The 24,749-nt window shown below is 71.6% G+C and carries 21 protein-coding genes; 13 read left to right on the top strand and 8 right to left on the bottom strand.

Features of this window, described 5'->3' with window-relative positions; genetic code table 11:
- The first annotated feature begins 115 nt into the window (after nt 1-115).
- Both AC07AG_RS29625 and AC07AG_RS29620 read left to right on the top strand, forming a co-directional pair.
- Nucleotides 116-1,642 (top strand): MFS transporter, encoded by a 1,527-nt coding sequence (locus tag AC07AG_RS29625; protein WP_478759182.1) that lies wholly within the window; start codon nt 116-118, stop codon nt 1,640-1,642.
- 15 nt (nt 1,643-1,657) lie between these two features.
- A complete protein-coding gene (locus AC07AG_RS29620) occupies nt 1,658-3,178 on the top strand; it encodes an MFS transporter (protein WP_478759181.1) in 1,521 nt (506 codons plus the stop codon).
- 30 nt (nt 3,179-3,208) lie between these two features.
- Here AC07AG_RS29620 and AC07AG_RS29615 read toward each other — a convergent pair whose 3' ends face one another.
- Nucleotides 3,209-3,688, bottom strand: a complete 480-nt coding sequence (locus AC07AG_RS29615; protein ID WP_478759180.1) for a GNAT family N-acetyltransferase — start codon at nt 3,686-3,688, stop codon at nt 3,209-3,211.
- Nucleotides 3,689-3,866: 178 nt separating this feature from the next.
- Between AC07AG_RS29615 and hemC the strand changes: the two genes are divergently transcribed.
- A complete protein-coding gene (hemC, locus tag AC07AG_RS29610; protein WP_478759179.1) occupies nt 3,867-4,802 on the top strand; it encodes a hydroxymethylbilane synthase in 936 nt (311 codons plus the stop codon).
- Nucleotides 4,803-4,844: 42 nt separating this feature from the next.
- On the opposite strand, the gene AC07AG_RS29605 is transcribed toward hemC, so the two are convergent.
- Nucleotides 4,845-5,603: a DeoR/GlpR family DNA-binding transcription regulator gene (locus tag AC07AG_RS29605; protein ID WP_478759178.1), complete on the bottom strand. Its 759-nt coding sequence runs from the start codon at nt 5,601-5,603 to the stop codon at nt 4,845-4,847.
- 269 nt (nt 5,604-5,872) lie between these two features.
- Here AC07AG_RS29605 and AC07AG_RS29600 point away from each other — a divergent pair, with 269 nt between their 5' ends.
- From AC07AG_RS29600 to AC07AG_RS29565, 8 genes are all read left to right on the top strand, one after another.
- Complete coding sequence (locus tag AC07AG_RS29600; RefSeq protein ID WP_478759177.1) at nt 5,873-6,691, top strand: endo alpha-1,4 polygalactosaminidase; 819 nt, start codon at nt 5,873-5,875, stop codon at nt 6,689-6,691.
- A 171-nt stretch (nt 6,692-6,862) separates the two neighbouring features.
- Nucleotides 6,863-8,191 (top strand): ABC transporter substrate-binding protein, encoded by a 1,329-nt coding sequence (locus AC07AG_RS29595; RefSeq protein WP_478759176.1) that lies wholly within the window; start codon nt 6,863-6,865, stop codon nt 8,189-8,191.
- 19 nt (nt 8,192-8,210) lie between these two features.
- Entirely contained in the window at nt 8,211-9,161 is a 951-nt protein-coding gene (locus AC07AG_RS29590) for a carbohydrate ABC transporter permease (protein ID WP_478759175.1), read from the top strand.
- Complete coding sequence (locus tag AC07AG_RS29585; protein WP_478759174.1) at nt 9,161-10,051, top strand: carbohydrate ABC transporter permease; 891 nt, start codon at nt 9,161-9,163, stop codon at nt 10,049-10,051. Before AC07AG_RS29590 ends, AC07AG_RS29585 begins: the two co-directional genes overlap by 1 nt.
- A 77-nt stretch (nt 10,052-10,128) precedes the next feature.
- Nucleotides 10,129-11,085: a carbohydrate kinase family protein gene (locus AC07AG_RS29580; protein ID WP_478759173.1), complete on the top strand. Its 957-nt coding sequence runs from the start codon at nt 10,129-10,131 to the stop codon at nt 11,083-11,085.
- Entirely contained in the window at nt 11,082-12,392 is a 1,311-nt protein-coding gene (melA, locus tag AC07AG_RS29575) for an alpha-galactosidase (RefSeq protein ID WP_478759172.1), read from the top strand. Before AC07AG_RS29580 ends, melA begins: the two co-directional genes overlap by 4 nt.
- A gap of 74 nt (nt 12,393-12,466) precedes the next feature.
- Nucleotides 12,467-13,345 carry an SIS domain-containing protein gene (locus tag AC07AG_RS29570; RefSeq protein ID WP_478759171.1) on the top strand — a complete coding sequence of 293 codons (879 nt, stop codon included), beginning with the start codon at nt 12,467-12,469 and terminating at the stop codon, nt 13,343-13,345.
- A gap of 39 nt (nt 13,346-13,384) precedes the next feature.
- Nucleotides 13,385-14,353 carry an endo alpha-1,4 polygalactosaminidase gene (locus AC07AG_RS29565; RefSeq protein ID WP_478759170.1) on the top strand — a complete coding sequence of 323 codons (969 nt, stop codon included), beginning with the start codon at nt 13,385-13,387 and terminating at the stop codon, nt 14,351-14,353.
- A gap of 33 nt (nt 14,354-14,386) precedes the next feature.
- Here the strand turns inward: AC07AG_RS29565 and AC07AG_RS29560 are convergent, their stop codons facing one another.
- On the bottom strand, nt 14,387-14,908 hold the full coding sequence (locus AC07AG_RS29560; RefSeq protein ID WP_478759169.1) for a P-loop nucleotide/nucleoside kinase family protein: 522 nt from the start codon (nt 14,906-14,908) through the stop codon (nt 14,387-14,389).
- A 259-nt stretch (nt 14,909-15,167) separates the two neighbouring features.
- On the opposite strand from AC07AG_RS29560, the gene AC07AG_RS29555 reads away from it, so the two are divergent.
- A complete protein-coding gene (locus AC07AG_RS29555) occupies nt 15,168-15,602 on the top strand; it encodes a hypothetical protein (protein WP_478759168.1) in 435 nt (144 codons plus the stop codon).
- Nucleotides 15,603-15,678: 76 nt separating this feature from the next.
- A complete protein-coding gene (secD, locus tag AC07AG_RS29550; protein WP_478759167.1) occupies nt 15,679-18,036 on the top strand; it encodes a protein translocase subunit SecD in 2,358 nt (785 codons plus the stop codon).
- A 284-nt stretch (nt 18,037-18,320) separates the two neighbouring features.
- Here the strand turns inward: secD and AC07AG_RS29545 are convergent, their stop codons facing one another.
- The 5 genes from AC07AG_RS29545 to glyA are packed head-to-tail and all read right to left on the bottom strand — an operon-like array spanning nt 18,321 to nt 24,733.
- The gene (locus tag AC07AG_RS29545; RefSeq protein WP_478759166.1) at nt 18,321-18,944 is read right to left on the bottom strand and encodes a sarcosine oxidase subunit gamma; all 624 of its coding nucleotides are present in this window, start codon (nt 18,942-18,944) and stop codon (nt 18,321-18,323) included.
- Nucleotides 18,937-21,834 carry a sarcosine oxidase subunit alpha family protein gene (locus tag AC07AG_RS29540; protein ID WP_478759165.1) on the bottom strand — a complete coding sequence of 966 codons (2,898 nt, stop codon included), beginning with the start codon at nt 21,832-21,834 and terminating at the stop codon, nt 18,937-18,939. Before AC07AG_RS29540 ends, AC07AG_RS29545 begins: the two co-directional genes overlap by 8 nt.
- Entirely contained in the window at nt 21,831-22,133 is a 303-nt protein-coding gene (locus AC07AG_RS29535) for a sarcosine oxidase subunit delta (protein ID WP_478759164.1), read from the bottom strand. The genes AC07AG_RS29540 and AC07AG_RS29535 overlap by 4 nt, the downstream gene beginning before the upstream one ends.
- A 12-nt stretch (nt 22,134-22,145) precedes the next feature.
- A complete protein-coding gene (locus AC07AG_RS29530; RefSeq protein WP_478759163.1) occupies nt 22,146-23,366 on the bottom strand; it encodes a sarcosine oxidase subunit beta family protein in 1,221 nt (406 codons plus the stop codon).
- A complete protein-coding gene (gene glyA / locus AC07AG_RS29525) occupies nt 23,363-24,733 on the bottom strand; it encodes a serine hydroxymethyltransferase (RefSeq protein WP_478759162.1) in 1,371 nt (456 codons plus the stop codon). The genes AC07AG_RS29530 and glyA overlap by 4 nt, the downstream gene beginning before the upstream one ends.
- Between the last annotated feature and the right edge of the window lie 16 nt (nt 24,734-24,749).

Here is a 24,749-nt window from a genome sequence, read left to right as displayed (position 1 = left end):
GGAGCGGTTGGCTGTCCGGGGCCCGGCCCTGCCGTGCCCCGGTCGCGGGCTCTGACCAGCGCGTCTACGGTGTGACGGGGATGTCTTGTGTGGCGGGGGACGTCTGGAGGCACCGATGGACCGCTCGCCCGCGCCCGAGCCCTTCGAAGCGGTGCAGACCGCAGGCTCCTCCGCCTCCGCTCCCCCACATCCGAGCGGCGGGAGCCACGAGCACCGCTGGCTGATCCTCGGGGTCGTGGGGATCGCCCAGCTGATGGTGGTCCTGGACGCGACGATCGTGAACATCGCGCTGCCGTCGGCCCAGCAGGACCTCGGGTTCAGCGACGGCAACCGCCAGTGGATCGTCACCGCGTACGCGCTCGCCTTCGGCAGCCTGCTGCTCCTCGGCGGCCGGATCGCCGACCTCGTGGGCCGCAAGGTGGTCTTCCTCGCCGGTCTCGGCGGCTTCGCCCTCGCCTCGGCCCTCGGCGGCGCGGCGACCAGCTTCACCATGCTGGTGGTGGCCCGCGCCCTGCAGGGCGTCTTCGGCGCTCTTCTCGCGCCCGCCGCGCTCTCCCTGCTCACCACGACGTTCACGGACCCCAAGGAGCGGGCGAAGGCGTTCGGCATCTACGGCGCCATCGCGGGCGCTGGCGGCGCGGTCGGCCTGCTCCTCGGCGGTGTCCTGACCGAGTACCTGGACTGGCGCTGGTGCCTGTACGTGAACCTCATCTTCGCCGTGCTGGCCATGCTGGGCGGCGCCCGGCTGCTGCACGGGGGCAGGCCCGCGGACCGGCCGAAGCTGGACGTCCCGGGCACGCTGCTCGTCTCCGCGGGCCTGTTCTGCATCGTCTACGGCTTCTCGAACGCCGAGACGCACGCCTGGAGCGACGTCGACACCTGGGGGTTCCTGGTGGTCGGCGCCGTCCTGGTGGCGGCTTTCGCCTGGTGGCAGACGCGGGCCGAACATCCGCTGCTTCCGCTGCGGGTGGTGCTCGACCGGGACCGCGGGGCGTCGTTCCTCGCCATGTTCATCTCGGGCGCCGGCATGTTCGGTGTCTTCCTGTTCCTGACGTACTACCTCCAGCAGATCCTCGGCTACACGCCCGTCAAGACGGGGCTCGCGTTCCTGCCGATGGTCGCCGTGATGGTGGTGATCTCGGTCGTCACGACGAACTCGCTCGTGCCACGGTTCGGCGCGAAGCCCATCGTGCCGCTGGGCATGGGTCTCTCGGCGGCCGCGATGGCCTGGCTCACCGCCCTCGACGTGCACAGCGGGTACGCGGCCCACGTGCTGCCACCGCTGCTCGTCGCGGGCCTCGGCCTCGGCCTGATCTTCGCCCCTGCGATGAGCATGGCGACGGCGGGCGTCGCCGCGCACGACGCGGGTGTGGCGTCGGCGATGGTCAACACAAGCCAGCAGGTGGGCGGTTCAATCGGCACGGCCCTGCTCAACTCCCTCGCGACCAGCGCCGCGGCCAACTACCTCGTGGGCAAGCAGCCGACGCCGGAGGTCCAGGCCAAGTCCGCGATGGAGAGTTACTCGACCGCGTACACGTGGTCGGCGGTCTTCTTCGCGATCGGGCTCCTCGTTACGGTCGTGCTCTACCGCAGAGGAGCTCCGGTCCATTCGGACGCGGACGGCGGCGCGGTGCACATGTAGAGCGACGGTGGGGCAATGGCTTCGACGGAGAAGGCTCCCGCGACGGACAGCGCCGACGGCGGCGTCGCGCTGAAGTCGGCGCGGGGCCGCTGGGTGCTCGCCTGCGCCGTCCTCGCGTCCGGCATGGCGATGCTGGACGGCACGGTGGTGAACGTCGCCCTGCCCACGCTCGGCCGCGACCTGGACACCTCGCTCGCGTCCCTGCAGTGGGTCGTCAACGCCTACATGCTCACGCTCTCGGCACTGCTGCTGCTCGGCGGAGCGCTCGGCGACCGCATCGGCCGGCGGCGCACCCTGGTCATCGGCGTCGTGTGGTTCGCCGTCGCCTCCGCCCTGTGCGGGCTCGCGCAGGACGCGGGGACGCTCATCGCGGCGCGGGCCCTGCAGGGGATCGGCGGCGCGCTGCTCACACCGGGTTCGCTCGCCCTGGTGCGTACGTCGTTCCGGCCGCAGGACCAGGCGCGTGCGGTGGGCGCGTGGTCGGGGCTCGGCGGGGTCGCGGGGGCGATCGGGCCGTTCCTTGGCGGCTGGCTGATCGACGGTCCCGGCTGGCGGTGGATCTTCCTGATCAATGTGCCACTGGCCGCGCTCGTGCTCTTCGCGGTCCGCCATGTGCCGGAGAGCCGGGCCGAGGGTGCCACGGAGAAGCCGTTCGACGTGACAGGGGCGTGCCTTGCGGCGCTGTTCCTCGCGGGCATCAGCTTCGCGCTGATCGGCCCCTCGGGAGACTCCTCGAAGGCGGCGGCCCTCCTGCCCGGCCTCGGCGGACTCGCGGCGGGCGTCGCCTTCGTCATGGTCGAACACCGCCGCCGCAACCCGATGCTGCCGCTCTCCCTCTTCCGCTCCCGTCTGTTCAGCGCGGCCAACGTCATGACGCTGTGCCTGTACGCGGCCATCGGCGGGCTCTTGTTCATGCTGCCGGTGCAGTTGCAGACGACGCTCGGCTACGACGCACTGCAGGCGGGCACCGCGACCCTCCCGATCACTGTCCTGATGCTGCTGCTCTCGGCCGCGGCGGGCGATCTGTCGCGGCGCGTCGGCCCCACCCTGCCGCTGGTCGCCGGTCCGTTGATCGCGGGCGCCGGTGCGCTCCTGATGCTGCGGATCGAGCCGGGCGCCGCGTACGTCACGGAGGTCCTGCCCGCGGTCGTGGTCCTCGGCCTGGGGATGAGCCTGTTCGTGGCTCCGCTGACGGCCACGGTCCTCGCCTCGGTCGACGCGGGGCGCGCGGGCCTGGCGAGCGGCGTCAACAACACCGCGGCGCGGGTGGCCCAGATGCTCGTCGTCGCGGCGCTTCCGCTGGCGGTGGGCCTCTCCGGAACGGCGTACGCGGATCCCGACGCGCTGAACACCGCCTTCGGCAAGGCGGCCGTGGGCTGCGCGGGCCTGTTCGTCCTCGCGGCGGCAGCGGCGGCGGTCTTCATCCGCCCGCGGCCCGCCTCCTGGCACGAGGACGCGGGGAACACGCCGCGCTGCAAGTCCCATCTGGGCGTCAACGCACCGCCGTTGGAGCCGGGAAAGGACTGTGCGGGATAAGAGCTGTGCCCGTATCCGGGAACCCGGCTGTCAGAGCGCCACGTCGGGAGCGTCGCGCACGAACAGCGTGACCGACACGCTCTCCTTGAAGCCGTTGCGCCGCATCAGCGCGGCGGACGCCGTGTTGCGCGACTCGACATCGGTCACGACGGCCGTGGCACCGGCGGCGGTCAGCGTCGCGCAGCAGGCCTGCACCAGGTGGCTGGCGACGCCCTGTCCCTGATAGGCGGGGGCGCTGGCGATCCACTCCAGGTTCCCCCAGTCCGCGCGCTGGTCGAATCCCATCGAGCCGAGGACGAACCCGGCGAGAGCGTCACCGTCGAGCGCCACCCAGCAGGAGGAGGCATCGGCGTCCATGTGCCCGGCGATCGCCGAGAGGGACCAGGACGTGTACGGCTTCACCGAGGTGTCGTACAGCTCGCGCCCCAGGGCCAGGACGTCGGCCAGATGGGTGGGGTCCATCCGTTCGAGGACGATCGGGGACCGCTGGTGAGCGGCGGCGGCTGACATGGGACCTCCCGGGTGTCGGACGCCGGGGCCCGCACGGGGGCGGGGCGGTGACCGGCTGCTTCTCACGCTATGAGGGCCCGGGGCGTCGCGCACGCCAGGACCGGCGGCCACGTGGGCCCCAGGCTGAACCGAGGAGCCCTTTAGCAGACTGCTGCCGCGAGCGCCTATCGTGGTGCGCATGTCCGCTCCTGAGCTGATCCGCATCGTCTCCCGTTCCTCTCCCATGGCGCTGGCCCAGGTGGAGCGCGTTCGCGCCGAACTCACCGCGCTGCACCCCGGGATCCGCACCGAGGTCGTACCGGTCACGACCTCCGGCGACCGGTGGATGGGGGACCTCGCGAAGCTCGGTGGCAAGGGCGCGTTCACCAAGGAGGTCGACGCGGCGCTGCTCGCCGGTGAGGCGGACCTCGCGGTGCACTGCGTCAAGGACGTACCGGCGGACCGGCCGCTTCCGGCGGGCACCACCTTCGCCGCGTTCCTCAAGCGGGACGACATCCGCGACGCGCTCATCCACCCCGGCGGCCGCACCCTGGACGAGCTGCCCGCGGGAACCCGCATCGGCACGTCGTCGGTGCGGCGCATCGCCCAACTCGCCGCATCACACCCGGAGTTGGAGTGCGTGCCGATGCGCGGGAACGCCGGGCGCCGGATGGAGAAGCTGGCCGCGGGCGACGCGGACGCGCTGCTGCTCGCGGTGTCGGGCCTCGAGCGCATCGACCGTATGGACGTGGTCACCGAGGTCCTGTCGGTGGAGACGATGTGTCCGCCGATCGGCGCGGGGATCCTGGCGCTGCAGTGCCGCGAGGACGACACGGAGACCATCGACGCCGTGTCGGGCCTCGGCGACCCCGAGGCCTGGCGGGAGGCCACCGCGGAGCGCATGTTCCTGCACGTCCTGCAGGGGCACTGCAACTCCCCCATCGCCGGGTACGCGCGCTGCGAGCGGGGCGGCGACCTCTCGCTGCGCGCCCGCGTCTTCACCCCGGACGGCAAGACGGTCCTCAACGCCCACGAATGGGCCGGGCCGCTCGATCCGGCGACGCTCGGCACGTCCGTGGCGGTGACGCTGCTGCGCCAGGGCGCCCGCGAGCTGATCGACTCCATCGCGCACTGAGGGCGCTGAAGGCACTGACGGTGACGAGGGCACTGACGGTGCTCATACGACGGTGACCTGTACGCCGACGGCGGCGATGGCGTCGAGTTCGTCCCCGGGCGCGTCGGCGTCGGTGACCAGGGTGTGCACGCCGGCCGCAGGGCAGATCTTGGCGAACGTCGCCCTGCCGATCTTGCTGTGGTCGGCGACCACGACGGTGCGGCTGCTGTGTCCGGCGAAGGCACGGTCGGTGGCCGCCTCCAACTGGTCGTGCGTGGTGCACCCGTGGACGGCACTGATGCCGTCCACACCGAGGAACGCGATGTCCGTGTGGTGGTCGGCGAGGGTCTTCTCCGCGATGGGGCCGACCAGTTCGTAGCTCTCGCTGCGGGCGGTGCCGCCGACCACGATCAGGGTGACGGCCGGGCGCAGGACGAGGGCGGCCGCGATGTTGACGGCGTTCGTGACGATCGTGACGGGGCCGCGGTCGGCGAGCAGACGGGCCACTTCCGTGGTGGTGCTGCCGCCGGTGAGACCCACCACCGCACCGGCGGGGACCAGGTCGGCGGCGGCCCGCGCGATGGCCTGTTTCTGCGGGGAGCGCCGGCCGACCCGGTGCCGGAGCGGCACCTCGATGCTCAGGCCGCCCAGGACCGCGCCCCCGTGCGTCCGCTCCAGCAGCCGCTGGTCGCTCAACTGCCGCAGGTCTCGCCGCACGGTGGCCTGCGAGACCCCGAGGATCCTGGACAACTGCGCCACGTCCGCGCTGCCTTGGGCAGCGACATGCTCAAGTACCCGCGCCTGGCGGTCGCTTCTCAGCACCGGTCGAGCATAAGCCGGGACTGCCGTTCCGAGCAGAGTCCCGCAAGATTGGTGCGCATTTCTGCTCAGATGCGCCATGTGCTTCTCAGCCCTCTCCTCTTGACATGACTGAAACTGCTCGATTAACTCCCTGGCACGCCGATGCCGAGCACTCGGCGCAGAGGTACGCCCAGCCGGTAGTTGGCCTCGGCCATGAGCCCGGACTGAGTCGCCAGGACCCTTTCCGTGTCCGAGGCGGGGACGTGCCCTCGGACATCTGGAGCTCCTGGATGAGCCTCAATCGTGTTCTGCGCAGGGGTATCGCCGCGTCCGCGGCGCTCACGGCGACCGCCGCCGCCTGCCTGCTCGCCCCCTCGACCGCGTCCGCGGGTGCGGCCGCCGCCGAACTGCCCCCGCCGCATGCCGGGTTCGACTACCAGATCGGCGGCTCGTACACACCGCCCGCCGGGGTGGAGACCGTCAGCCGGGACCGAGCGGCCTCGCCCGCGCCGGGCCTGTACAACATCTGCTACCTCAACGCCTTCCAGGCCCAGCCCGGGGCCGAGGGGGACTGGGATCCCGATCTGCTGCTGCGGGACGCCGACGGCGACGTCGTGTACGACGGCGAGTGGGGCGAGGCCGTCCTGGACATCCGCACCGCGGGCAAGCGCGAGCGGATCGCCGCCAAGGTCGGCGGCTGGATCGACGGCTGTGCCGACAAGGGCTTCCAGGCCGTCGAGCCGGACAACTACGACACCTTCACGCGCTTCCCGGACCTGCTGACGGCCGATCAGGCCATGTCGTACGTCGCGCTGCTCTCCGCGCACGCCCACGAACAGGGCCTGGCCGCCGCACAGAAGAACACCCCCCAGCTGGCCGGCGAGCGCGAACGGACCGGGCTCGACTTCGCCGTCGCCGAGGAGTGCGGCGAGTACGACGAGTGCGGGGACTACACCTCCGCGTTCGGTGACGACGTCCTGGTCATCGAGTACACGGACAGTGGTCTGCGCAAGGCCTGCTCGGCCTGGGGCGAGCGGCTGAGCATCGTGCGCCGCGACGTCGCCGTGTCGCCCGCGGGCAGCAGCGGATACGTCCGCCGGACCTGCTGAACCCGCGGCCCCCTTCCGGGATTCCGGGCCGCGCGGGTCTTCCCGGGGCGCGGGTCTCCCCGGGGCACGGTTCGCCCGGAAGCGGGCCACCCGCTCCACCTCCCTGCCATGGACGTTCCGTCCCATGGACTCTTCGCGCCGCGGGCGCACCCGATCCCCCTGGAGGCAGTGATGAGCGCAGGACCCCGAGCGCCGGGAAGACCCTCGCGGCGCAGTGTGCTGGGCGCGGGCGGCGCGGCGGCGCTGGCGGCGGGCGGGGGCGCGCTGGCCGGCTGCGGCACGGGGCCCGCCGACGGGGTCGGCCCCGACGGGCGGGTGACCATCCAGCTGTGGCACGGGCAGACGGACACCGCGGCCAAGGTGCTCAAAGGCCTGGTCGCCCGCTTCCATGCCGCTCATCCGGACATCCGCGTCGACCTGGGCGGCGGTGTGCTCGCCGACGCCATGCTGCAGAAGGTCACCGCCGCGCTCGCCTCGGGCTCGTACCCCGATGTCGCCTACGTCTTCGGCTCCGACCTGGCCAGCGTCGCCCGGAGCCCCGAGGTCGTCGACCTGACCTCACAGGTGCGCGAGGGGCCGACGCCGTGGCGCAACTTCTGGGCACCGGCCCGGCAGGCCGTCACCGTCAACGGCCGGGTCCGTGCGGTGCCCGCGGTCCTGGACTGCCTCGCCGTGGTCTGCAACAAGAAGCTGTTCGCGGAGGCCGGGATCGATCTGCCCGAGGCGGGCTGGACCTGGCAGGAGTTCACCGACACCGCGCGCCGCCTGACCGATGCCTCCAAGGGACGGTTCGGCACCGGCTGGCCCGGCACCGGCGACGAGGACACCGTGTGGCGGATGTGGCCGATGGTGTGGGACCTGGGCGGCGACGTGATCGCCGACGACGGGCACGGCATCGGCTTCGCGCAGGAGGGCGTACGCGCCCTTGAGGTCGTGCGGGACCTGGCGCGCGACAAGAGCGTCTACGTCGACCCCAAGCCCGGCAGCGAGCAGATGTACCAGGTCTTCCTGTCCGGGCGGATGGGCATGGTGCCCACAGGACCCTGGCAGCTTCCGGACATCACCCAGGCCGAGGTCGACTACCACGTGGTGCCCCTGCCCAGCTTCAGCCGCCGCCCCCTGACCATCTCGGGACCCGACACCTGGACGGTCTTCGACAACGGCTCGGCCCGGACGGAGGCGGCCCGCACCTTCGTCACCTGGCTCAACCAGCCCGGCCAGGACAGCCGTTGGGCCGTCGAGGCGGGCAGTCTCCCGCTGAGCCGCCGCAGCCAGGACCGTCCGGCCTGGCGCGAGCACGCCGACCGGATGCCGGGCCTGCCGGTGTTCACCGAGGCGGTCGCATCGGCGCGGGTTCGTCCCGTGCACGCCGCCTATCCCCGCATCTCGCAGTCCCTCGGGCAGGCGGTCGTCTCCGTGCTGCTCGGCCGCAAAAGCCCCGCCGACGCGGTGCGCTCCTGCGCCGAAGAGGCCAACGCCGCCCTGCTGATCCCGCGTTGAGGACGTTGAGGACACCGCCATGCCACCACTTCCCCGCCCCCTGACCCTGCCGCCGGACGCCTCCGGCCGACGTGCCCTGCGCCGCCGGCGCCGCGGCGAGACCGCCACCGCCTGGGCCTTCGTCTCCCCCGCGGTGCTCGTCATCCTCGGCCTGAGCGTCCTGCCGGTCGTGTGGTCGCTGCTGCTGTCCTTCCAGGCCAACGACCTGGTCACGCCGAGCCGCTGGGTGGGCCTCGACAACTACCGTGCCCTGTCCCAGGACCCGCACTTCAGCCAGGCCGTGCGCAACACCCTGCTCTACACCGTGTTGTACGTGCCCTTGAGCATCGTCATCGGACTCGCGCTCGCCCTGGCGCTGAACCGGCGGATCCGCTTCGTCGGCCTGTACCGCACCTTGTTCTTCGTGCCGTTCGTCATCTCGGCCACCGCCCAGGGCGTGCTGTTCTCGTTCATCCTCGACCCCGACTTCGGTGCGGCCAACTCCGTCCTGCACCACCTGGGGATCTCGCCGCAGGGCTTCCTCACCGACTCGTCGCAGGCGCTGTTCGTGCTGGTCGCCATCACCCTGTGGAGCGGCACCGGTCTGTGCACCGTCATCTACCTGGCCGCGCTGCAGGACGTCGACCAGTCACTCATCGAGGCCGCCCGCCTGGACGGCGCGGGGCACCGGCACCTGCTGCGGCACGTGACGCTGCCCGCTCTCGCGCCGGTCAGCGTGTTCCTGCTGCTGTGGCAGACCATCCAGTCCCTGCAGGTCTTCGATCTGGTCTATGTGACCACCAAGGGCGGGCCCCTCGGATCGACCACGGTGATCGTCTACTTCATCTGGGAGCAGGCCTTCAAGAACTTCACCGCCGGGTACGGCGCCGCGGCCGCCTACGTCCTGGCGCTCGCCCTGTTCGTCGTGGCCGCCGTGCTGCGCGTGGCCCGTGGCCGTGAGCGCACCCTTCGTACGAAAGCAGCCGCCTGATGACCGCGACCACCACCGCGCCCGGGACGACCGCACGCCAGGCGTCCGAGCCCGCCGCTCTGCGCCACCGCCGCATCCGGCTGCCCTTCAGCGCCTGGCACGTGCTGCTCGCCCCGCTGGCGCTGCTCTTCGCGGTGCCGCTGATCTGGCTGCTCCTGAGCTCGGTGATGAGCAACGCGGAGATCAACCGCTTCCCGCCGGCGCTGTGGCCCTCGGGCATCGACCTGGGCGGCTACCGCTATGTCCTGGGCAATGCCATGTTCCCGCGCTGGCTGATGAACTCGGCGATCGTCTCCGCCGTCGCCGTGGCATCGAACCTCGTCTTCGGCGCGCTCGGCGGCTACGCGTTCGCGCGGATGCGTTTTCGCGGCTCGCGGGCGCTGCTCGTGCTGATGCTCGCGACCATGGCGGTGCCCTTCCAGCTGACGATGATCCCCACCTTCCTGGTGATGAAGAAGCTGGGTCTCATCGACACCCTCGGCGCGCTGATCGTGCCCTCCCTCGTCACGCCGTTCGCGGTGTTCCTGCTGCGCCAGTTCTTCCTCTCCCTGCCCCGGGAGCTGGAGGAGGCCGCCTGGATCGACGGCTGTTCGAGGCTGCGGGTCCTCTGGGCGATCGTGCTTCCGCTGGCGCGGCCCGCGCTTGCCACGGTGGCCGTGCTGACCTTCCTCACCACGTGGAACGACCTGACCTGGCCGCTGATCGCGATCAACCACGACACCCAGTACACGCTGCAGTTGGGTCTCACCACGTTCCAGGGGCAGCACCACACCCGCTGGTCCGCGGTGATGGCGGGCAACGTCATCACCGTCCTTCCGGTCCTGCTCGCGTTCCTCGTCGCGCAGAAGGCCTTCATCCGCTCGGTCACCTCCAGCGGCCTGAAGGGCTGACCTGCTCCGCACCTGCCGCTCGCCTCGCCCTGTCTCCCGCACGCCTCGCCCTCTCCCGCACGATCCGAAGGAACTCGATGCCTCACTCGTACGACCTGCTCGTCATCGGGGACGCCAACCCCGATGTGATCCTGGGCCCGCTGTCCGGCCCACTCGCCTTCGGCCAGCGCGAACAGCTCGTCGACGCCGGGACACTGACCCTCGGCGGCTCGGCCGCGATCATGGCGTGCGGGGCCGCGCGCCTGGGCCTGAAGGTGGCCTTCGCCGGGCGTGTGGGCGACGACGACGCGGGTCGCTACCTGCGCGACGCGCTCGCCGCCCGTGGTGTCGACACCCGCGCCCTGCGTCTGGACGCCTCCCGGCCGACGCCGCTCACGGTCGTGCTCACCCAGGGCGAGGACCGCGCCATCCTCACCTCGCCGGGCACCCTGACCGCCGTCAGCGGCGACGACGTACCCGCCGAACTGCTCGCCGATGCCCGCCACGTCCACGCCGCCTCGTACTTCCTGCAGCCCCGTCTCGCCGCCGACCTGCCCGCGCTGCTGCGCACCGCGCGCTGGCACGGCGCGAGTACATCCCTGGACACCCAGGACGACCCGTCGGCGCGGTGGGAGCCGGCGGCCCTCGACGCCGTCCTCGCCGAGACGGACATCCTGCTGCCCAACGCCCAAGAGGCCCTGCGGCTGGCCGGGCTGCCGTCCGGCACCCCGCAGCAGGCGGCCGAACTCCTCGCCGCCCGCGTCCCGTTGGCCGTCGTCAAGAACGGTGCCGAGGGTGCCTTGTGCCACAACGGCCACACGCTGCTCACCGCGCCGGGCCTCCCCATGACCCCCGTCGACACCGTCGGCGCCGGAGACAGCTTCGACGCCGGATTCATCGCCGCCCTCCTCGATGGACGGTCCCCGCACGAGGCACTGCGGTTCGCCGTCGCCTGCGGATCCCTGTCCACCCGCGCTCACGGCGGAACCGCGGCCCAGCCCACGCGGGACGAAGTCCTCGCCCACACCACCCTGAGCGGAGCGCACGCCTCATGAACCACCCCAAGATCGCCTTCATCGGCGCAGGCAGCGTCGTCTTCACCCAAGGCCTGCTCGCCGACCTCTTCGCCTTCCCCGAACTGAAGGGCGCCCACATCGCCCTGCACGACATCGACCCCGAGCGCCTGAGCACCGCACAGGCCGCGGCCGATCACATCGCCGGGCACCTCGGCGCGCACGCCACCGTCACCAGCCACGCCGAGCGCCGCGATGCCCTCGCGGGCGCGGACTTCGTCATCAACATCGTGCAGGTCGGCATGGGCGAGGCCACCCGCACGGACTTCGAGGTCCCGGCCCGCCACGGGCTGCGCCAGACCATCGGCGACACCCTGGGCATCGGGGGCATCTTCCGTGCGCTGCGCACCTTCCCGCTCCTGAAGGCACTCGGCGAGGACATCGCCGAACTGTGTCCCGATGCCTGGCTCCTGAACTACACCAACCCCATGGCCATGAACATCCAGTACCTCACGCAGGCCACAGGGCTGACCCGGGTGGTGGGCCTGTGCCACTCCGTGTACTGGACCATGCGGGACCTGGCCGAGCTGGTGGGCGTCCCGTACGAGGAGATCACCTACCTGGCGGCGGGCGTCAACCACCAGGCATGGGTGCTGCGGTTCGAGCACCAGGGCAGCGACCTCTACCCCCGGCTCGACGAACTGATCGCCCAGGACGCGCAGTTGAGGCGCCGGGTCCGCGTGGACATGTACCGGCGGCTCGGTCACTACCCCACCGAGACCAGCGAGCACTCCTCCGAGTACGTCCCCTGGTACCTGCACCACGACAGCGAGATCGAGCGCCTGCGCCTGCCGATCGGCGCCTACCTCGACATCGTCGACGAGAACGTCACCGCCTACCACCACACGCGTGACGCCCTGGCCGCCGGTGAACCTCTCACCGTCGAGGGCACCATGGAGTACGCCCCTCAGATCATCCACAGCATCGTGACCGGCACCCCGCGCACCGTCTACGGCAACGTCCCCAACCACGGCCTGATCGACAACCTCCCTGGCCACGGGGTGGTCGAAGTCCCCTGCCTCGTCGACGCCTCCGGCATCCGGCCCACCCGCGCGGGATCCCTGCCCCCGCAGCTGGCCGCGCTCAACCGCACCTACCTGAGCATGAACGACCTGGTCGTACGGGCCGCCCTCGACGACGAGCCCCGCCACATCCGGCACGCGGCGATGACCGACCCGGCCACCGCCGCGGCCCTTCCCGTGGAACAGATCTGGCGGCTGTGCGACGACATGGTCCGCGCCCACGGGGACCGGCTCCAGCCTTCCCTGCGCCGACTCCTGGGCGACTGACCGGCAGGCCCCACGGCCCGGCCCCATCGATCCAGTGCCCCGCCCCCGCATCCCCCGGACAGAGAAAGCACCCCATGTCGCTCACACGTCAGGAAATCGACACACAGCCGCAGTGCTGGCAGTACGCGCTGAGGCAACTGCCCGAATACGCGCAGGCGTTGCCCACCAAGGGCGAGCGTGTCGCCGTGATCGGCTGCGGTACGTCGCTGTTCATGGCCCAGGCCTACGCCCATCTGCGGGAGGACCTGGGGCACGGCCCCACCGACGCGTTCCCCGCGTCGGCGGCACGGCTGCACCGTCCCTACGACCGCATCCTGGCCCTCACTCGCTCCGGCACCACCACCGAGATCCTCACCGCCCTCGCGGCGGCCCCTTCCTCCACGCGGGTCACCACCCTCACGGCGGTCCCCCGGTCGCCTGCCGCGCGCGCCGCCGACGACGTGATCATCCTCGACCACGCCGACGAGCGGTCCGTCGTGCAGACCCGCTATCCGACCACGCAACTCGCGCTGCTTCTAGCCCACTTGGGCCATGACCTCGGCCAGGCACTGTCCGATGTGCACACGGCTCTGGGCGCACCGCTGGATCCGCGGCTGCTCGCGGCGGAGCAGATCACCTTCCTCGGCGATGGCTGGCACGCCGGACTCGCGCACGAGGCGGCGCTCAAGGTGCGGGAGGCGGCGGCGCATTGGACGGAGTCCTACCCGGTGATGGAGTACCGCCACGGCCCCATCGCGGTGGCCGGTCCCGGGCGGGCCGTCTGGAGCCTGTCCCCGCTGCCCGCCGACCTCACCGCCGCGATCGAGGCCACCGGCGCACATCTGCGCGTCCCGCGGCTCGATCCGCTCGCGGAACTGGTCCTCGCCCAGCGTCTGGCCGTGCGGCTCGCCGAGGACGCGGGACGCGACCCGGACCGGCCGGCGCACCTGACGCGCTCGGTCGTCCTGGCCTGACGGTCGGCCCGGCCTCACCTTCATCTGCTGCTCCTGGGCGTGGAGGTCTCGGCAGACGTACGTAAGATCGACATCGCGTCATATTTCGCCACGGCCTTCGTGACGCGTCGATCCGGCGGCTCCCTCACCGGCTGCCGCCCCGAACGAAAGTCTTCGATGCACCGCCCGTATCACCCGTACCGCCCGCGCCCGGCCCGTCTGGCCGCCTGCGCCGCCGCCCTGGTCCTGTCCGCCGCCTGCACCACCGACGGCGGCAAGGACGCCCCGGCCGCGGACGGGGCGGACTCCGTGCGCGCGCCGAAGGCCGACGCCGTCTTCGACTACCAACTCGGCGGCCCCTACGCCCCGGACGACGCCGTACAGGCGGTCTCGCGCGACCGCTCCGCCGAGCCGGTCAAGGGCCTGTACAACGTGTGCTACGTCAACGCGTTCCAGACCCAGCCTGGCGACGCCATCACCTGGTGGAAGAAGAAGCACCCCGACCTGCTCCTGAAGGGCGACGACGGCTCCCTGGTGGTCGACGACGACTGGGAGGAGCCGCTCCTGGACATCTCCACGCCCACCAAGCGCCGGGAGCTGATGGCCGTCGTCGGGCCGTGGATCGACGGCTGCGCGAAGTCGGGCTTCGACGCGGTCGAGCCCGACAACCTGGACTCCTACGAACGTTCCGACGATCTCCTCACGCCTGAACACGCCGCCGCCTTCGCCGAGTTGCTCGCCGAGCGGGCCCACAGCCGCGGCCTGGCCATCGCCCAGAAGAACACCACCGACCTCATCGCCGAGCGCGGCCGGATCGGATTCGACTTCGCCGTCGTCGAGGAGTGCGCGGCGTACAAGGAGTGCGGCGACTTCGCCGATGCCTACGACGACAAGGTCTTCGCCGTCGAGTACACGCGCAAGGACTACGGCATCGCTTGCGACGCCTGGGGCCCCCGCCTGTCCATCACGCTGCGCGACCTCGACGTCAGCCCCAAGGGCGCGAAGGGATACGTCTTCGCGCAGTGCTGAGGGCACGCTCCCCTGACCGTTTCACCCTCACCCTCAGCCCTTGACCGCTTCCGCGATCCGCAGGGCCGCCTGGGGCGGTGTGAGGCGTGTGGTGTCGATGACCTCGGCCTCCTGGTGCAGCCAGGTGCGGGCCGCCTCCGCGTAGGGCTCCAGGTAGTCGAGGCGGAATTGGGAGGGGCCGAGGTCCTTGTCCCCCTCGATGCGCCCGCGGAGGGTGTCCTGGTCGGCGTGGAGGACGAAGTGCCGTACGGGGATGGCGTGTTGGGCAAGGCCCGCACTGATCTCGCGCCAGTACTCCTCGACCAGGACGGTCATGGGCATCACGAGGGTGCCGCCGGTGTAGTCGAGCACATGGCGGGCGGTCTCGACGACCAGGGGCCGCCACGGCGGCCAGTGCTGGAAGTTGCCCGTCCAGGGCAACCCGGGCTTGATGTCCATCAGCGTCTCGCCGACCTTCTCGGCGTCGAACACCCGGGAATCCGGGAGGAGCTGCTGCACGAGCGCACTGGTCGTCGTCTTGCCTGCACCGTGAGTGCCGTTGAGCCATACGATCATGGGTCCCGACGCTAGCGGGGTCCGGGCCGCGGGCACGTCCGATCACGTCACAGATCTGGAACAGAGCGGGAGACGGGGCGGGAGACTGGGCGGAAGGCGGGGCGGCGAGCAGTGGTGACGTGCCCCCTGCCCGGCTCCGCCGCCGGTTGCTTAGGCTGGTGGTGGCAGCGCTCCGGCCGTCCGTCGCCGGAGGCCCTGCTCGCCGAAGTGCCGTTCCCCGCGCCGGGACCGGGTCCACCGCACGAGCAGGGAGGCAACGGTGTCGCAGCGCGCCACGCCCCTCTCGGCTGCCCGGGACTCGCGGGTCTCGTGGGCCCTCGCGCTCGTGTCCGCGGCGTTGTTCTCGCTCGTCACGCTGTTCGTCCCTCCGGCGTCGCTCTCCTCTCCGGCGCCGAGGGCCCATGCCCCGTCGGCCACCGCCGAATGGTGCGGGCATCCGCAGGGCCAACCCGCCCCGCACGCCGCCCTCCTGAACACCCCCGCGGTCCGCGGTACGCCTCCTGACGCGTCCCCCATCCCCCACCCCGGGCTGATCACGGCGACGGCGGCCGATCCGGCATCACACCGCAGCATCGGCGGACCGGACCAGGCACGCGCGCAGGCCCCGTCCGTCCATCGGCGTTCCGACGGACCGGCCGCACCCCGTGGCCCTCCACGTGCTCCGCGCAGCGACATCACCCTCGTCAGCGCCTGAGCCGTCCACGCACCGCGTCGCACCGCGTGCGAGTCGATCGGGCAGCTGTCCCTTCGTCCTGCCGTGGAGCAGTCTCATGTCTCAGACCAAGTCCCGCGCGCCCTTGTGGCGTGCGCTGTTCGCACTCGCGGTGATCGCCGCGTCCCTGGCCGTCGCTCTCACCCAATCCGCCCGCCTGGGTCTCGACCTGCGGGGCGGCACCCAGATCGTCCTGGAGACCAAGGACTCCCCCGACCGAAAGATCAAGGCCGATCCCCGGGCCACCGACCGCGCACTGGAGGTGCTGCGCCAGCGCGTGGACGCGCTCGGCGTGTCCGAGCCGAGCCTGTCCCGCTCGGGCGACCACCGCATCATCGTCGAACTCCCGGGCGTCCAGGACCCGCGCGAGGCGGCCGCCGTCATCGGCCGTACCGCCCAGTTGACCGTGCACCCCGTCTCCGGCGTCACCGACCGCGCCCCCGCGGACCACGGCCGCAGCGCCGCCGACGGGTCCCGCACGCTCCCCGATCCCGACCGGAAGGGCACCTACCTGCGGCTCGGCGCGTCCGCGTTGACCGGAGAGGGGGTGAAGGACGCCGACGCCGCCTTCGACCAGCAAGGGATGGCCGGCTGGACCGTCGGCCTGACCTTCCGGGAGGGCGCGAGCGGTGACTGGGCCCGCATCACCGGTGCCGCCGCCTGTGCCGCCCAGGGTTCGCCCGAGCGGCGCGTCGCCATCGTCCTCGACGACAAGGTCGTCTCCGCACCGGGCATGAACCCCGAGGTACCGTGCGACACCGGCATCACCGGCGGGGACACCCGCATCACCGGCGGGTTCTCCCACGAACAGGCCCGGGACCTGGCCGCGCTGGTGAAGGGCGGCGCCCTGCCGGTCCCTGTCGATGTCGTCGAGCAGCGGACCGTCGGCGCGACGCTCGGCGTTGACGCCATCGCCGCGTCGACACAGGCGGCGCTCATCGGCCTCGCGCTGACCGCGCTGTTCATCACGGTCGTCTACCGCCTCCTCGGAGCGCTCGCCACCCTCGCGCTCGCGCTGTACGGACTCATCTCGTACGCGGCTCTCGTCGCCCTGGGAGCCACGCTCACGCTGCCGGGTCTCGCCGGCTTCGTCCTTGCTATCGGCATGGCCGTGGACGCGAACGTGCTCGTCTTCGAGCGGGCCCGTGAGGAGTATCTCGGCGCACGGACGAAGTCGCTCGACCAGCCGCTCGCCCGCGGGTTCCGCAAGGCGTGGAGCGCGGTCGTCGACTCCAACATCACCACGCTGCTGGCCGCGGGCCTGCTGTTCTTCTTCGCCACCGGACCCGTCAAGGGGTTCGGTGTGACGCTGTCCATCGGTGTCGTCGCGTCGATGGTGTCGGCGCTCGTCGTCACCCGTGTGCTCGCCGAGTTCGCGGTACGGCGGCGCGGCGTGCGCGAGCGGCCGGGCATCACCGGCATCACGTCGACGGGGCGCGTGCGCGCGTGGCTGGCGCGGCGCGACCCGCAGATCGTGCGGCACCGCAGGCGCTGGCTCGGCGTCAGTGCGCTGCTCGTGGTGGTCGCGATCGCCGGGATCGCCCTGCGCGGTCTCGTCTTCGGTGTGGAGTTCACGGGCGGGCGGCTCGTCGAGTACTCCACGAGCCGGCCGGTCGACGTGGACACGGCCCGGACCGTCGTGGCCGACGCCGGTTTCCCCCGCGCCGTGGTCCAGGAGTCCGGCGACGGTGACATCTCCGTGCGCACGGGTGAACTCACCGACGACGAACAGCACACCATCAAGCGCGCGCTGGAGAAGCCGGGTGGCGACGTCCGTGTCGAGCGCGACGAGATGATCGGCCCGAGCCTCGGTGACGAGCTTCGGGTGAAGGCGCTGATCGCGCTGGGGATCGCCGTCGCCGCGCAGCTCATCTATCTGAGCGTGCGGTTCCGGTGGACGTTCGCCGCGGCGGCCGTCAGCGCGATGGTGCACGACGTACTGGTCGTGGTGGGCCTGTTCGCCTGGCTCGGCAAGCCGGTGGACAGCGTCTTCCTCGCCGCGCTGCTCACCGTCATCGGTTACTCGGTCAACGACACCGTCGTCGTCTTCGACCGCGTGCGGGAGGCGAGGCGGCGCGATCCGCGCATGGACCTGGAGCGCACCGCGAACAGGGCCGTACTCCAGACCCTGCCGCGCACCGTCAACACCGGCATGGGGGCGCTCTTCATCCTCGCCGCGCTGACCGCGCTGGGCGGGGACTCGCTCGGCGACTTCTCGCTGGCGCTGATCGCGGGTGTGGTGATCGGCACGGTGTCCACCGTGTTCACCGCGGTGCCGACGGCGGTGACGCTGGAGCGGCGCCGCCCTCCGCGGGAGCAGCGCCGTGATCGCGGGCGACCCAGCGGGGGCGGCAAGGGCCGGAGCCCCCTTGATGCGCGGCGCGCGGCACGGGAGGACACCGGCGCCGTCGTCTGAGCGATGACCGGCAGGAGTGGTTGCGGGCATCCGCCGAGCGCGCGCTCGGCGGATGCCCGCAACCCTGCCGTGGGGCAGGAGGACGTGAGCCTCTCAGCGAAGGACCACCGTCCATCTTCCCCCGGGCGAACACCCGGCCTTCGCAGTGCCACCGGACCGCTCGGGCCACGGCGCTCGACCTTGACGCTCGGCAGGAGCGAGTGGTGGATGTTGATCACCCGGCCTGCCGGGCGCGTGCACACCGCCGCGGGCGGTCTCCTTGCAAGTGCCGCCATCTGGACAGCTCAAGGCAGCTCCGTGCCTCCGTACTCGCTCATCGCGTCGATGAGCCAGCGCGCGAGGTAGTCGGCGAAGGAGGCCCGCGGGAGCAGGCGGTACGTCGGCGCCTCGTCGGTCTGCCAGAGCAGGACCGCCACGGGACCCACCGTGGTCGACACCGCCCGGCCAGGACCGAAGGCTCGCGGATGCAGGTCCAGCGGGCAGCCCTTCTCCAGGACCTGGCGGGCGGCCGGGCCGGTCAGCTCCAGCGTGGTGCGGTTCGCCGAGACGTCCACCACCGAGCCCGGGTCACCTCCCAGTGCCTCCCTCAACTCCGCCGTCACGGCGGCCCCTTCGGCCTGGGAGAGGACGAGCCACTCGTCCGGGCCGAGCCACAGGGCCGTGTGCGCCTCGGATGCGCTGGTGCGACCGCACTCGCGCGGGAGCGAGGCCCCCAGGGCCTTCCCGATGCGGCCGGCCGCATCGGTGGCGGGGTCGACGCGCAGATTCACCATGGTGACGTACGGCCGCTCGGTCAGCCGCACGCCGCGGGCGCCCGTGACCGTGGCGGTACGCATCCGCTCTCCCAGATGTGCCAGGGGGCTGCGGCGCAGGCCCGTCAGGCCGGTGGCCTCGGTCGGCTCAGCCATCTCGCTTGGTCCCTTCGGGGTCGTAGAGCACGGAGTCGGCCACCAGGACGGGCACCAGGTCATCGCCCACCGGGGCGATGAGGGTCTCGCCGATCCTGGCCCGCCCGTCGGCGACGAGGGCGAGGGCGAAGGGGCGGCCGAGGGCCGCGCTGTGGTAGCTGGACGTGACGTGGCCGAGCATCGGCACCGGCCCGGTCTCGGGGGTCAAGGGCACGCCCTGAGCGATGAGTTGAGTGCCTTCGGGGAGGCGGGTGCTGCGGTCGCTCGGCAGCAGCCCGACCAGCTGTTTGCGGTCGGGGCGGGCCGTGTCCGCGCGCGTGTGGGACCGGTTCCCGACGAAGTCCTTCCGCTGCGATACTACCCAGGACATGCCCGCGTCCTGTGGTGTGACGGTGCCGTCGGTGTCCTGCCCGACGATGATGAAACCCTTCTCGGCCCGAAGGACGTGCATGGTCTCGGTTCCGTACGGCGTGATGCCGTACGGCTGTCCGGCCTCGTGCACCTGCTCCCAGACCGCGAGGCCGTACCACGCGCAGACGTTGATCTCGTAGGCGAGTTCGCCGGAGAAGGAGATGCGGCAGACGCGGGCCGGGACGCCGGATGCGAGGGTGGTCTCGCGGAAGGCCATGAACGGGAAGGCGTCGTTCGACAGGTCGATGTCGGGGGCGAGTTCGGCGACGACCTGGCGCGACCGGGGACCGACGACGGCGATCGTCGACCACTGTTCGGTCACCGAGGTGCAGTGGACGTCGAGTTCGGGCCACTCGGTCTGCAGCCATTCCTCCAGCCAGTCGAGCACGCCGGCGGCGCCACCGGTGGTGGTGGTCATGAAGTAGCGGCCCTCTTCGAGACGCAGCGTCACACCGTCGTCGAAGATCATCCCGTCGGGCTTGCACATGACGCCGTATCGGGCCATGCCGGGCTTGAGCTTCTTGAAGGCGTTGGTGTAGATGCGGTTGAGGAACTCCCCCGCGTCCGCGCCCCAGATCTCGATCTTGCCGAGGGTGGAGGCGTCCATGAACGCCACCCCTTCGCGTGCCGCACGGCATTCACGGGCCACGGCCGTGTCCATGTCCTCGCCCGGCCCGGGGTAGTACCACGGGCGCTTCCACTGCCCGACGTCCTCGAACAGCGCCCCGTGGGCCACGTGCCAGGGGTGGATGGCGGTCGTGCGCTCGGGATCGAACAGCTCACCGCGCTCGCGCCCCGCCAGGGCGGCGAAGGCCACCGGCGTGTAAGGCGCGCGGTAGGCGGTGGTGCCGATCTCCCCGGGGGACGCGCCCGCGCCGAGCGCCTCGGCGATCACACCGATCGCGTTGACGCCGGACGTCTTGCCCTGGTCGTTGGCCGTGCCCAGCGAGGTGAAGCGCTTGACGTGCTCGACACCGCGCATGCCGGCGCCGGTGGACCGCCACACGTCGGCGACGGTGACATCGCGCTGCAGATCCACGAAGTGGGTGTCCCAGGTGGCGGGCTCTCCGTCGGGCGCGGGTACCAGCCACAGGGCGCGGGTGGCGGGGCGTGCCTCCTCGGGGTCGGAGAGGGCGTCGGGCACCGGGACGGGGAATCCGGCGTCCGTGGCGGCCAGCGCACCGGCCCGCTCTCCTTCGGCCAGCGCGACGTCCAGGCCGTACGTCCCGCGGGCCGCACCGGCGACGTGCTGGTTGCGCACGGTGCCCTCGGGCACGAAGGCGACCAGGTCCTCGTCCCAGCGCAGGCGGCCCTGGCGCTGGCTGTGCAGATGCACCACCGGGCTCCAGCCGCCCGATACGGCGAGCAGGTCGCAGTCGAACGACTCGGGGGCGCCGGTGAGTTGACCGTCCTCGTCGAGAGCCTGGGCGGTGACGGCGGAGAGCCGGGCTTCGCCCCTGGTGCCGGTCACGGCGCAGCCCCGCAGCACCCGCACGCCCGTCGCGGCGGCGACCTCGGAGGCCCGTTGCGACAGCGTGGGGCGCGCGTCGACGACGGCGGCGACGTCGATCCCGGCGGCATGCAGGTCGGCGACGGTGTCGTAGGCGCTGTCGTTGGTCGTGCTCACCACGGCACGCGAACCAGAAGCGACGGCATAGCGGTTGACGTACGCGCGCACGGCCCCGGCCAGCATCACTCCGGGCCGGTCGTTGCCCGCGAAGACCAGCGGACGCTCGTGCGCACCGGTCGCCAGGACTACCTGGCGGGCCCTGATGTGCCACAGCCGCTGGCGCGAGACGCCTTCGGACGGCTCGGGGGCGTCGGCGCCCAGGTGGTCGGTGCGCCGTTGCAGGGCGAGCACGTAGTTGTCGTCGTAGCTGCCGAACGCGGTGGTGCGCGGCAGGAGGACGACTTCGGGGGCGGCTTCGAGTGCCGCGCGGACGTCGGCGACCCAGTCGAGCGCGGGCTGCTCGGCGACCGTGTCGGTACGTCCGCAGAGCAGTGAACCGCCGGGCTCGGGCTGGTCGTCGACAAGGATCACGCGGGCGCCTGAGCCGGCGGCAGCGGCGGCTGCCGCGAGCCCGGCAGGTCCCGCGCCGACGACCAGGACGTCGGTGTGCACGTACTTCTTGTCGTAGACGGCGGGGTCGGGGGTCGGGTCGAGCCGCCCCATCCCGGAGAGCGTCGTGGCGGACAGGCCGTCGTACAGCTCCACGGCCGTCGCGGGCAGCATGCCCTCCGAACACGAACCGCCCAGCTGCACCAGGGCGTTGGGCTCCTCGACTCCGGCGGCGACGATGCCGCGCGGTCGGCCGCGGTAGAGCGAAGGCGCCGCCTCGACGACGCCGTTCGCCAGCATCGCCGATGCGAGGGTGTCGCCGGGGTGGCCGGTCAACTCCCGTCCGTCGAGAGCGAAGTGCAGGACGGTGCCGCGGTCGATGCGGCCCCCGTCCCCGAGCCGGAACTGCTGGTCGGTCATCGCTCTCCTCCGGCGGCCGGTGCGGCGAGGTCGGGACGCGGCTCGTCGGGCCGGTAGGTGGCGAGCACCTCGTAAGTGGCCGTGTCACGCAGGGCGTTGAACCAGCGGCGGCAGCCGTGGCCGTGCATCCAGCGTTCGGCGAAGGGGCCCTTGGGGTTGTCGCGGTAGAAGACGTACTCGGCCCACTGCCGGTCGTCGAGATCCGCGGGGTTCTCCGGGTGGGGAACATGGGCCTGTCCCCCGTAGTGGTACTCGGTCTCGTCACGCGGACCGCACCATGGGCAGGTGATCAGCAGCATCGGATCCTCCTCTCAGTGGGCCACGGCGGCGGCGCCGTGCTCGTCGATCAGTGCGCCCGTGGTGAAGCGTTCGAGGGCGAAGGGGAGGTTGAGGGGGTGCGGTTCGCCGGTGGCGATGGTGTGGGCGAAGGTCCAGCCCGCCGCCGGGGTGGCCTTGAAACCTCCGGTTCCCCAGCCGCAGTTGACGTAGAGGTTCTCGACGGGCGTGGCGCCGATGATCGGCGACGCGTCGGGGGTGACGTCGACGATGCCGCCCCAGGTGCGCAGCACGTGCGCGCGGGCGAAGACGGGGAACAGCTCGACGGCGGCGGCCATCTGATGTTCGATCACATGGAAGGAGCCTCGCTGCCCGTAGCCGTTGTACGTGTCGACGCCCGCGCCCATCACCAGCTCGCCCTTGTGCGCCTGGGAGACGTAGACGTGCACGTGGTTCGACATCACCACGGTGGGGTGGACCGGTTCGTGCAGTTCGGAGACCAGCGCCTGGAGCGGATGGGACTGTACGGGCAGCCGTACGCCCGCCTTCTCGGCGAGGACGCTGCTGTGCCCGGCGGCCGCGAGCCCGACCCTCCCTGCGTTGATGCGGCCACGGTTGGTCTCGACGCCGACGACCCGGTCGCCGTCCTTGATGAAGCCGGTGACCTCGCATCCCTGGATGAGGTCCACGCCCATCTCGTCGGCCCTGCGGGCGAGCGCCCAGGCGACGTGGTCGTGCTTGGCTATCCCGGCCCGCGGCTGGAAGGTGCCGCCGAGCACCGGATAGCGGGTGTCGGGCGAGACGTTGAGGATGGGGCAGACCTTGGCGACCTCGTCGGGGCCGAGCCATTCGGCGTCGACGCCGTTGAGACGGTTGGCGTTGACGCGGCGCACGCCCTCGCGTACGTCCTGGAGCGTGTGTGCGAGGTTGAGCACGCCGCGCTGGCTGAACAGGAAGTCGTAGTCCAGCTCTTCGGGGAGTTGCTCCCACAGCCCGAGGGCGTGTTCGTAGATCGCCGCGCTCTCGTCCAGGAGGTAGTTGGAGCGGATGATCGTGGTGTTGCGGGCCATGTTGCCACCGGCCAGCCAGCCCTTCTCCAGGACGGCGACGTTCGTGATGCCGTGGTTCTTGGCGAGGTAGTAGGCGGTGGCCAGGCCGTGACCTCCGGCGCCGACGATGACGACGTCGTACGACGGGCGGGGGTCGGGGTTGCGCCAGAGGAAGTCGGGGTGCTCCGGCAGCGGCTCGGTGGTCATGCCGCGTCTCCGTTCGGGTCGTTCAAGCCGTGCGGGGCGTTCAAGCCGTGCGGGTCTTTCAGGTCGCTCAGGTGCGGATAGAGGGGGAGGGCCCCTGCGAGCTTCTCGACCCGGTCGCGCAGCAGGCCCGCACGCTCGTCGCTGAACCGCTCGTCCTTCAGCGCCTCGGCGATGACGTCGGCGACCTCACGGAACTCCGTCTCTCCGAAGCCCCGGGTGGCCAGGGCCGGGGTACCGATCCGCAGGCCCGACGAGACCATCGGGGGCCGCGGGTCGAAGGGCACCGCGTTGCGGTTGACGGTGATGCCGACGCGGTGGAGCCGGTCCTCCGCCTGCTGCCCGTCCAGGGCGGAGTTGCGCAGGTCGACGAGGACCAGATGGACTTCGGTGCCACCGGTCAGGACCGTGATCCCGGCCTCGGCCACGTCGTCGGCGAGCAGCCTCCCGGCGAGGATGCGGGCGCCGTTCAGCGTGCGCCGCTGTCGCTCCTTGAACTCCTCCCCCGCAGCCGCCTTGAAGGCGACCGCCTTGGCCGCGATGACATGCTCCAGGGGGCCGCCCTGCTGACCGGGGAACACCGCGGAGTTGATCTTCTTGGCCAGGCCTGCCCTGCTGAGGATCACCCCGCCGCGCGGCCCGCCGAGGGTCTTGTGCGTGGTGGTCGTCACGACATCCGCGTACGGCAGCGGGCTGGGGTGGAGGCCCGCGGCCACGAGCCCGGCGAAGTGCGCCATGTCGACCATCAGGTACGCGCCGACCTCGTCGGAGATCCGCCGGAACGCGGCGAAGTCGAGACGGCGGGAGTAGGCCGACCACCCGGCGACGATCAGCTTCGGCCGGTGCGTCCGGGCGAGCTCCGCCACCTCTTCCATGTCGATCCGCAGGTCGGCGGCGCGGACGTGGTAGGGGACCACGTCGTAGAGCTTGCCGGAGTAGTTGATGCGCATGCCGTGGGTGAGGTGCCCGCCGTGCGCCAGGTCGAGGCCGAGGATCGTGTCACCGGGGTCGAGCAGCGCGAACATCGCGGCCGCGTTGGCCTGGGCGCCGGAGTGGGGCTGCACGTTCGCGGCCTCGGCGCCGAACAGCTCCTTCACCCGGTCGATGGCCAACTGCTCGATGACGTCGACGTGTTCACAGCCGCCGTAGTAGCGGCGGCCCGGATATCCCTCGGCGTACTTGTTGGTCAGTACGGAGCCCTGGGCCTCCATCACGGCGGCCGGGGTGAAGTTCTCCGAGGCGATCATCTCGAGGGTCGACTGCTGACGGTGCAGCTCGGCCTCGACGGCAGCGGCGACCTCCGGGTCGAAGGCGCCGAGCGGGAGGGAGAGGGAAGAGGCGACTGTGCTGATCGACGGGTTCGTTGCCATCTGTGCACCATCCTGA

It is taken from the genome of Streptomyces sp. NPDC044044 (assembly GCF_056434405.1).
This window is presented reverse-complemented; position numbering and strand designations above follow the sequence as displayed.

Excerpts from the sequence above, each read along its gene's own strand:
- AC07AG_RS29540 (WP_478759165.1), bottom strand. The coding sequence starts at position 21,834 with ATGACCGACCAGCAGTTCCGGCTCGGGGACGGGGGCCGCATCGACCGC.
- hemC (WP_478759179.1), top strand. The coding sequence starts at position 3,867 with ATGTCCGCTCCTGAGCTGATCCGCATCGTCTCCCGTTCCTCTCCCATG.
- AC07AG_RS29535 (WP_478759164.1), bottom strand. The coding sequence starts at position 22,133 with ATGCTGCTGATCACCTGCCCATGGTGCGGTCCGCGTGACGAGACCGAG.
- AC07AG_RS29580 (WP_478759173.1), top strand. The coding sequence starts at position 10,129 with ATGCCTCACTCGTACGACCTGCTCGTCATCGGGGACGCCAACCCCGAT.
- AC07AG_RS29620 (WP_478759181.1), top strand. The coding sequence starts at position 1,658 with ATGGCTTCGACGGAGAAGGCTCCCGCGACGGACAGCGCCGACGGCGGC.
- AC07AG_RS29545 (WP_478759166.1), bottom strand. The coding sequence starts at position 18,944 with ATGGCTGAGCCGACCGAGGCCACCGGCCTGACGGGCCTGCGCCGCAGC.
- glyA (WP_478759162.1), bottom strand. The coding sequence starts at position 24,733 with ATGGCAACGAACCCGTCGATCAGCACAGTCGCCTCTTCCCTCTCCCTC.
- AC07AG_RS29585 (WP_478759174.1), top strand. The coding sequence starts at position 9,161 with ATGACCGCGACCACCACCGCGCCCGGGACGACCGCACGCCAGGCGTCC.
- AC07AG_RS29530 (WP_478759163.1), bottom strand. The coding sequence starts at position 23,366 with ATGACCACCGAGCCGCTGCCGGAGCACCCCGACTTCCTCTGGCGCAAC.
- AC07AG_RS29595 (WP_478759176.1), top strand. The coding sequence starts at position 6,863 with ATGAGCGCAGGACCCCGAGCGCCGGGAAGACCCTCGCGGCGCAGTGTG.
- secD (WP_478759167.1), top strand. The coding sequence starts at position 15,679 with ATGTCTCAGACCAAGTCCCGCGCGCCCTTGTGGCGTGCGCTGTTCGCA.
- AC07AG_RS29570 (WP_478759171.1), top strand. The coding sequence starts at position 12,467 with ATGTCGCTCACACGTCAGGAAATCGACACACAGCCGCAGTGCTGGCAG.
- melA (WP_478759172.1), top strand. The coding sequence starts at position 11,082 with ATGAACCACCCCAAGATCGCCTTCATCGGCGCAGGCAGCGTCGTCTTC.
- AC07AG_RS29560 (WP_478759169.1), bottom strand. The coding sequence starts at position 14,908 with ATGATCGTATGGCTCAACGGCACTCACGGTGCAGGCAAGACGACGACC.
- AC07AG_RS29590 (WP_478759175.1), top strand. The coding sequence starts at position 8,211 with ATGCCACCACTTCCCCGCCCCCTGACCCTGCCGCCGGACGCCTCCGGC.
- AC07AG_RS29625 (WP_478759182.1), top strand. The coding sequence starts at position 116 with ATGGACCGCTCGCCCGCGCCCGAGCCCTTCGAAGCGGTGCAGACCGCA.
- AC07AG_RS29615 (WP_478759180.1), bottom strand. The coding sequence starts at position 3,688 with ATGTCAGCCGCCGCCGCTCACCAGCGGTCCCCGATCGTCCTCGAACGG.
- AC07AG_RS29600 (WP_478759177.1), top strand. The coding sequence starts at position 5,873 with ATGAGCCTCAATCGTGTTCTGCGCAGGGGTATCGCCGCGTCCGCGGCG.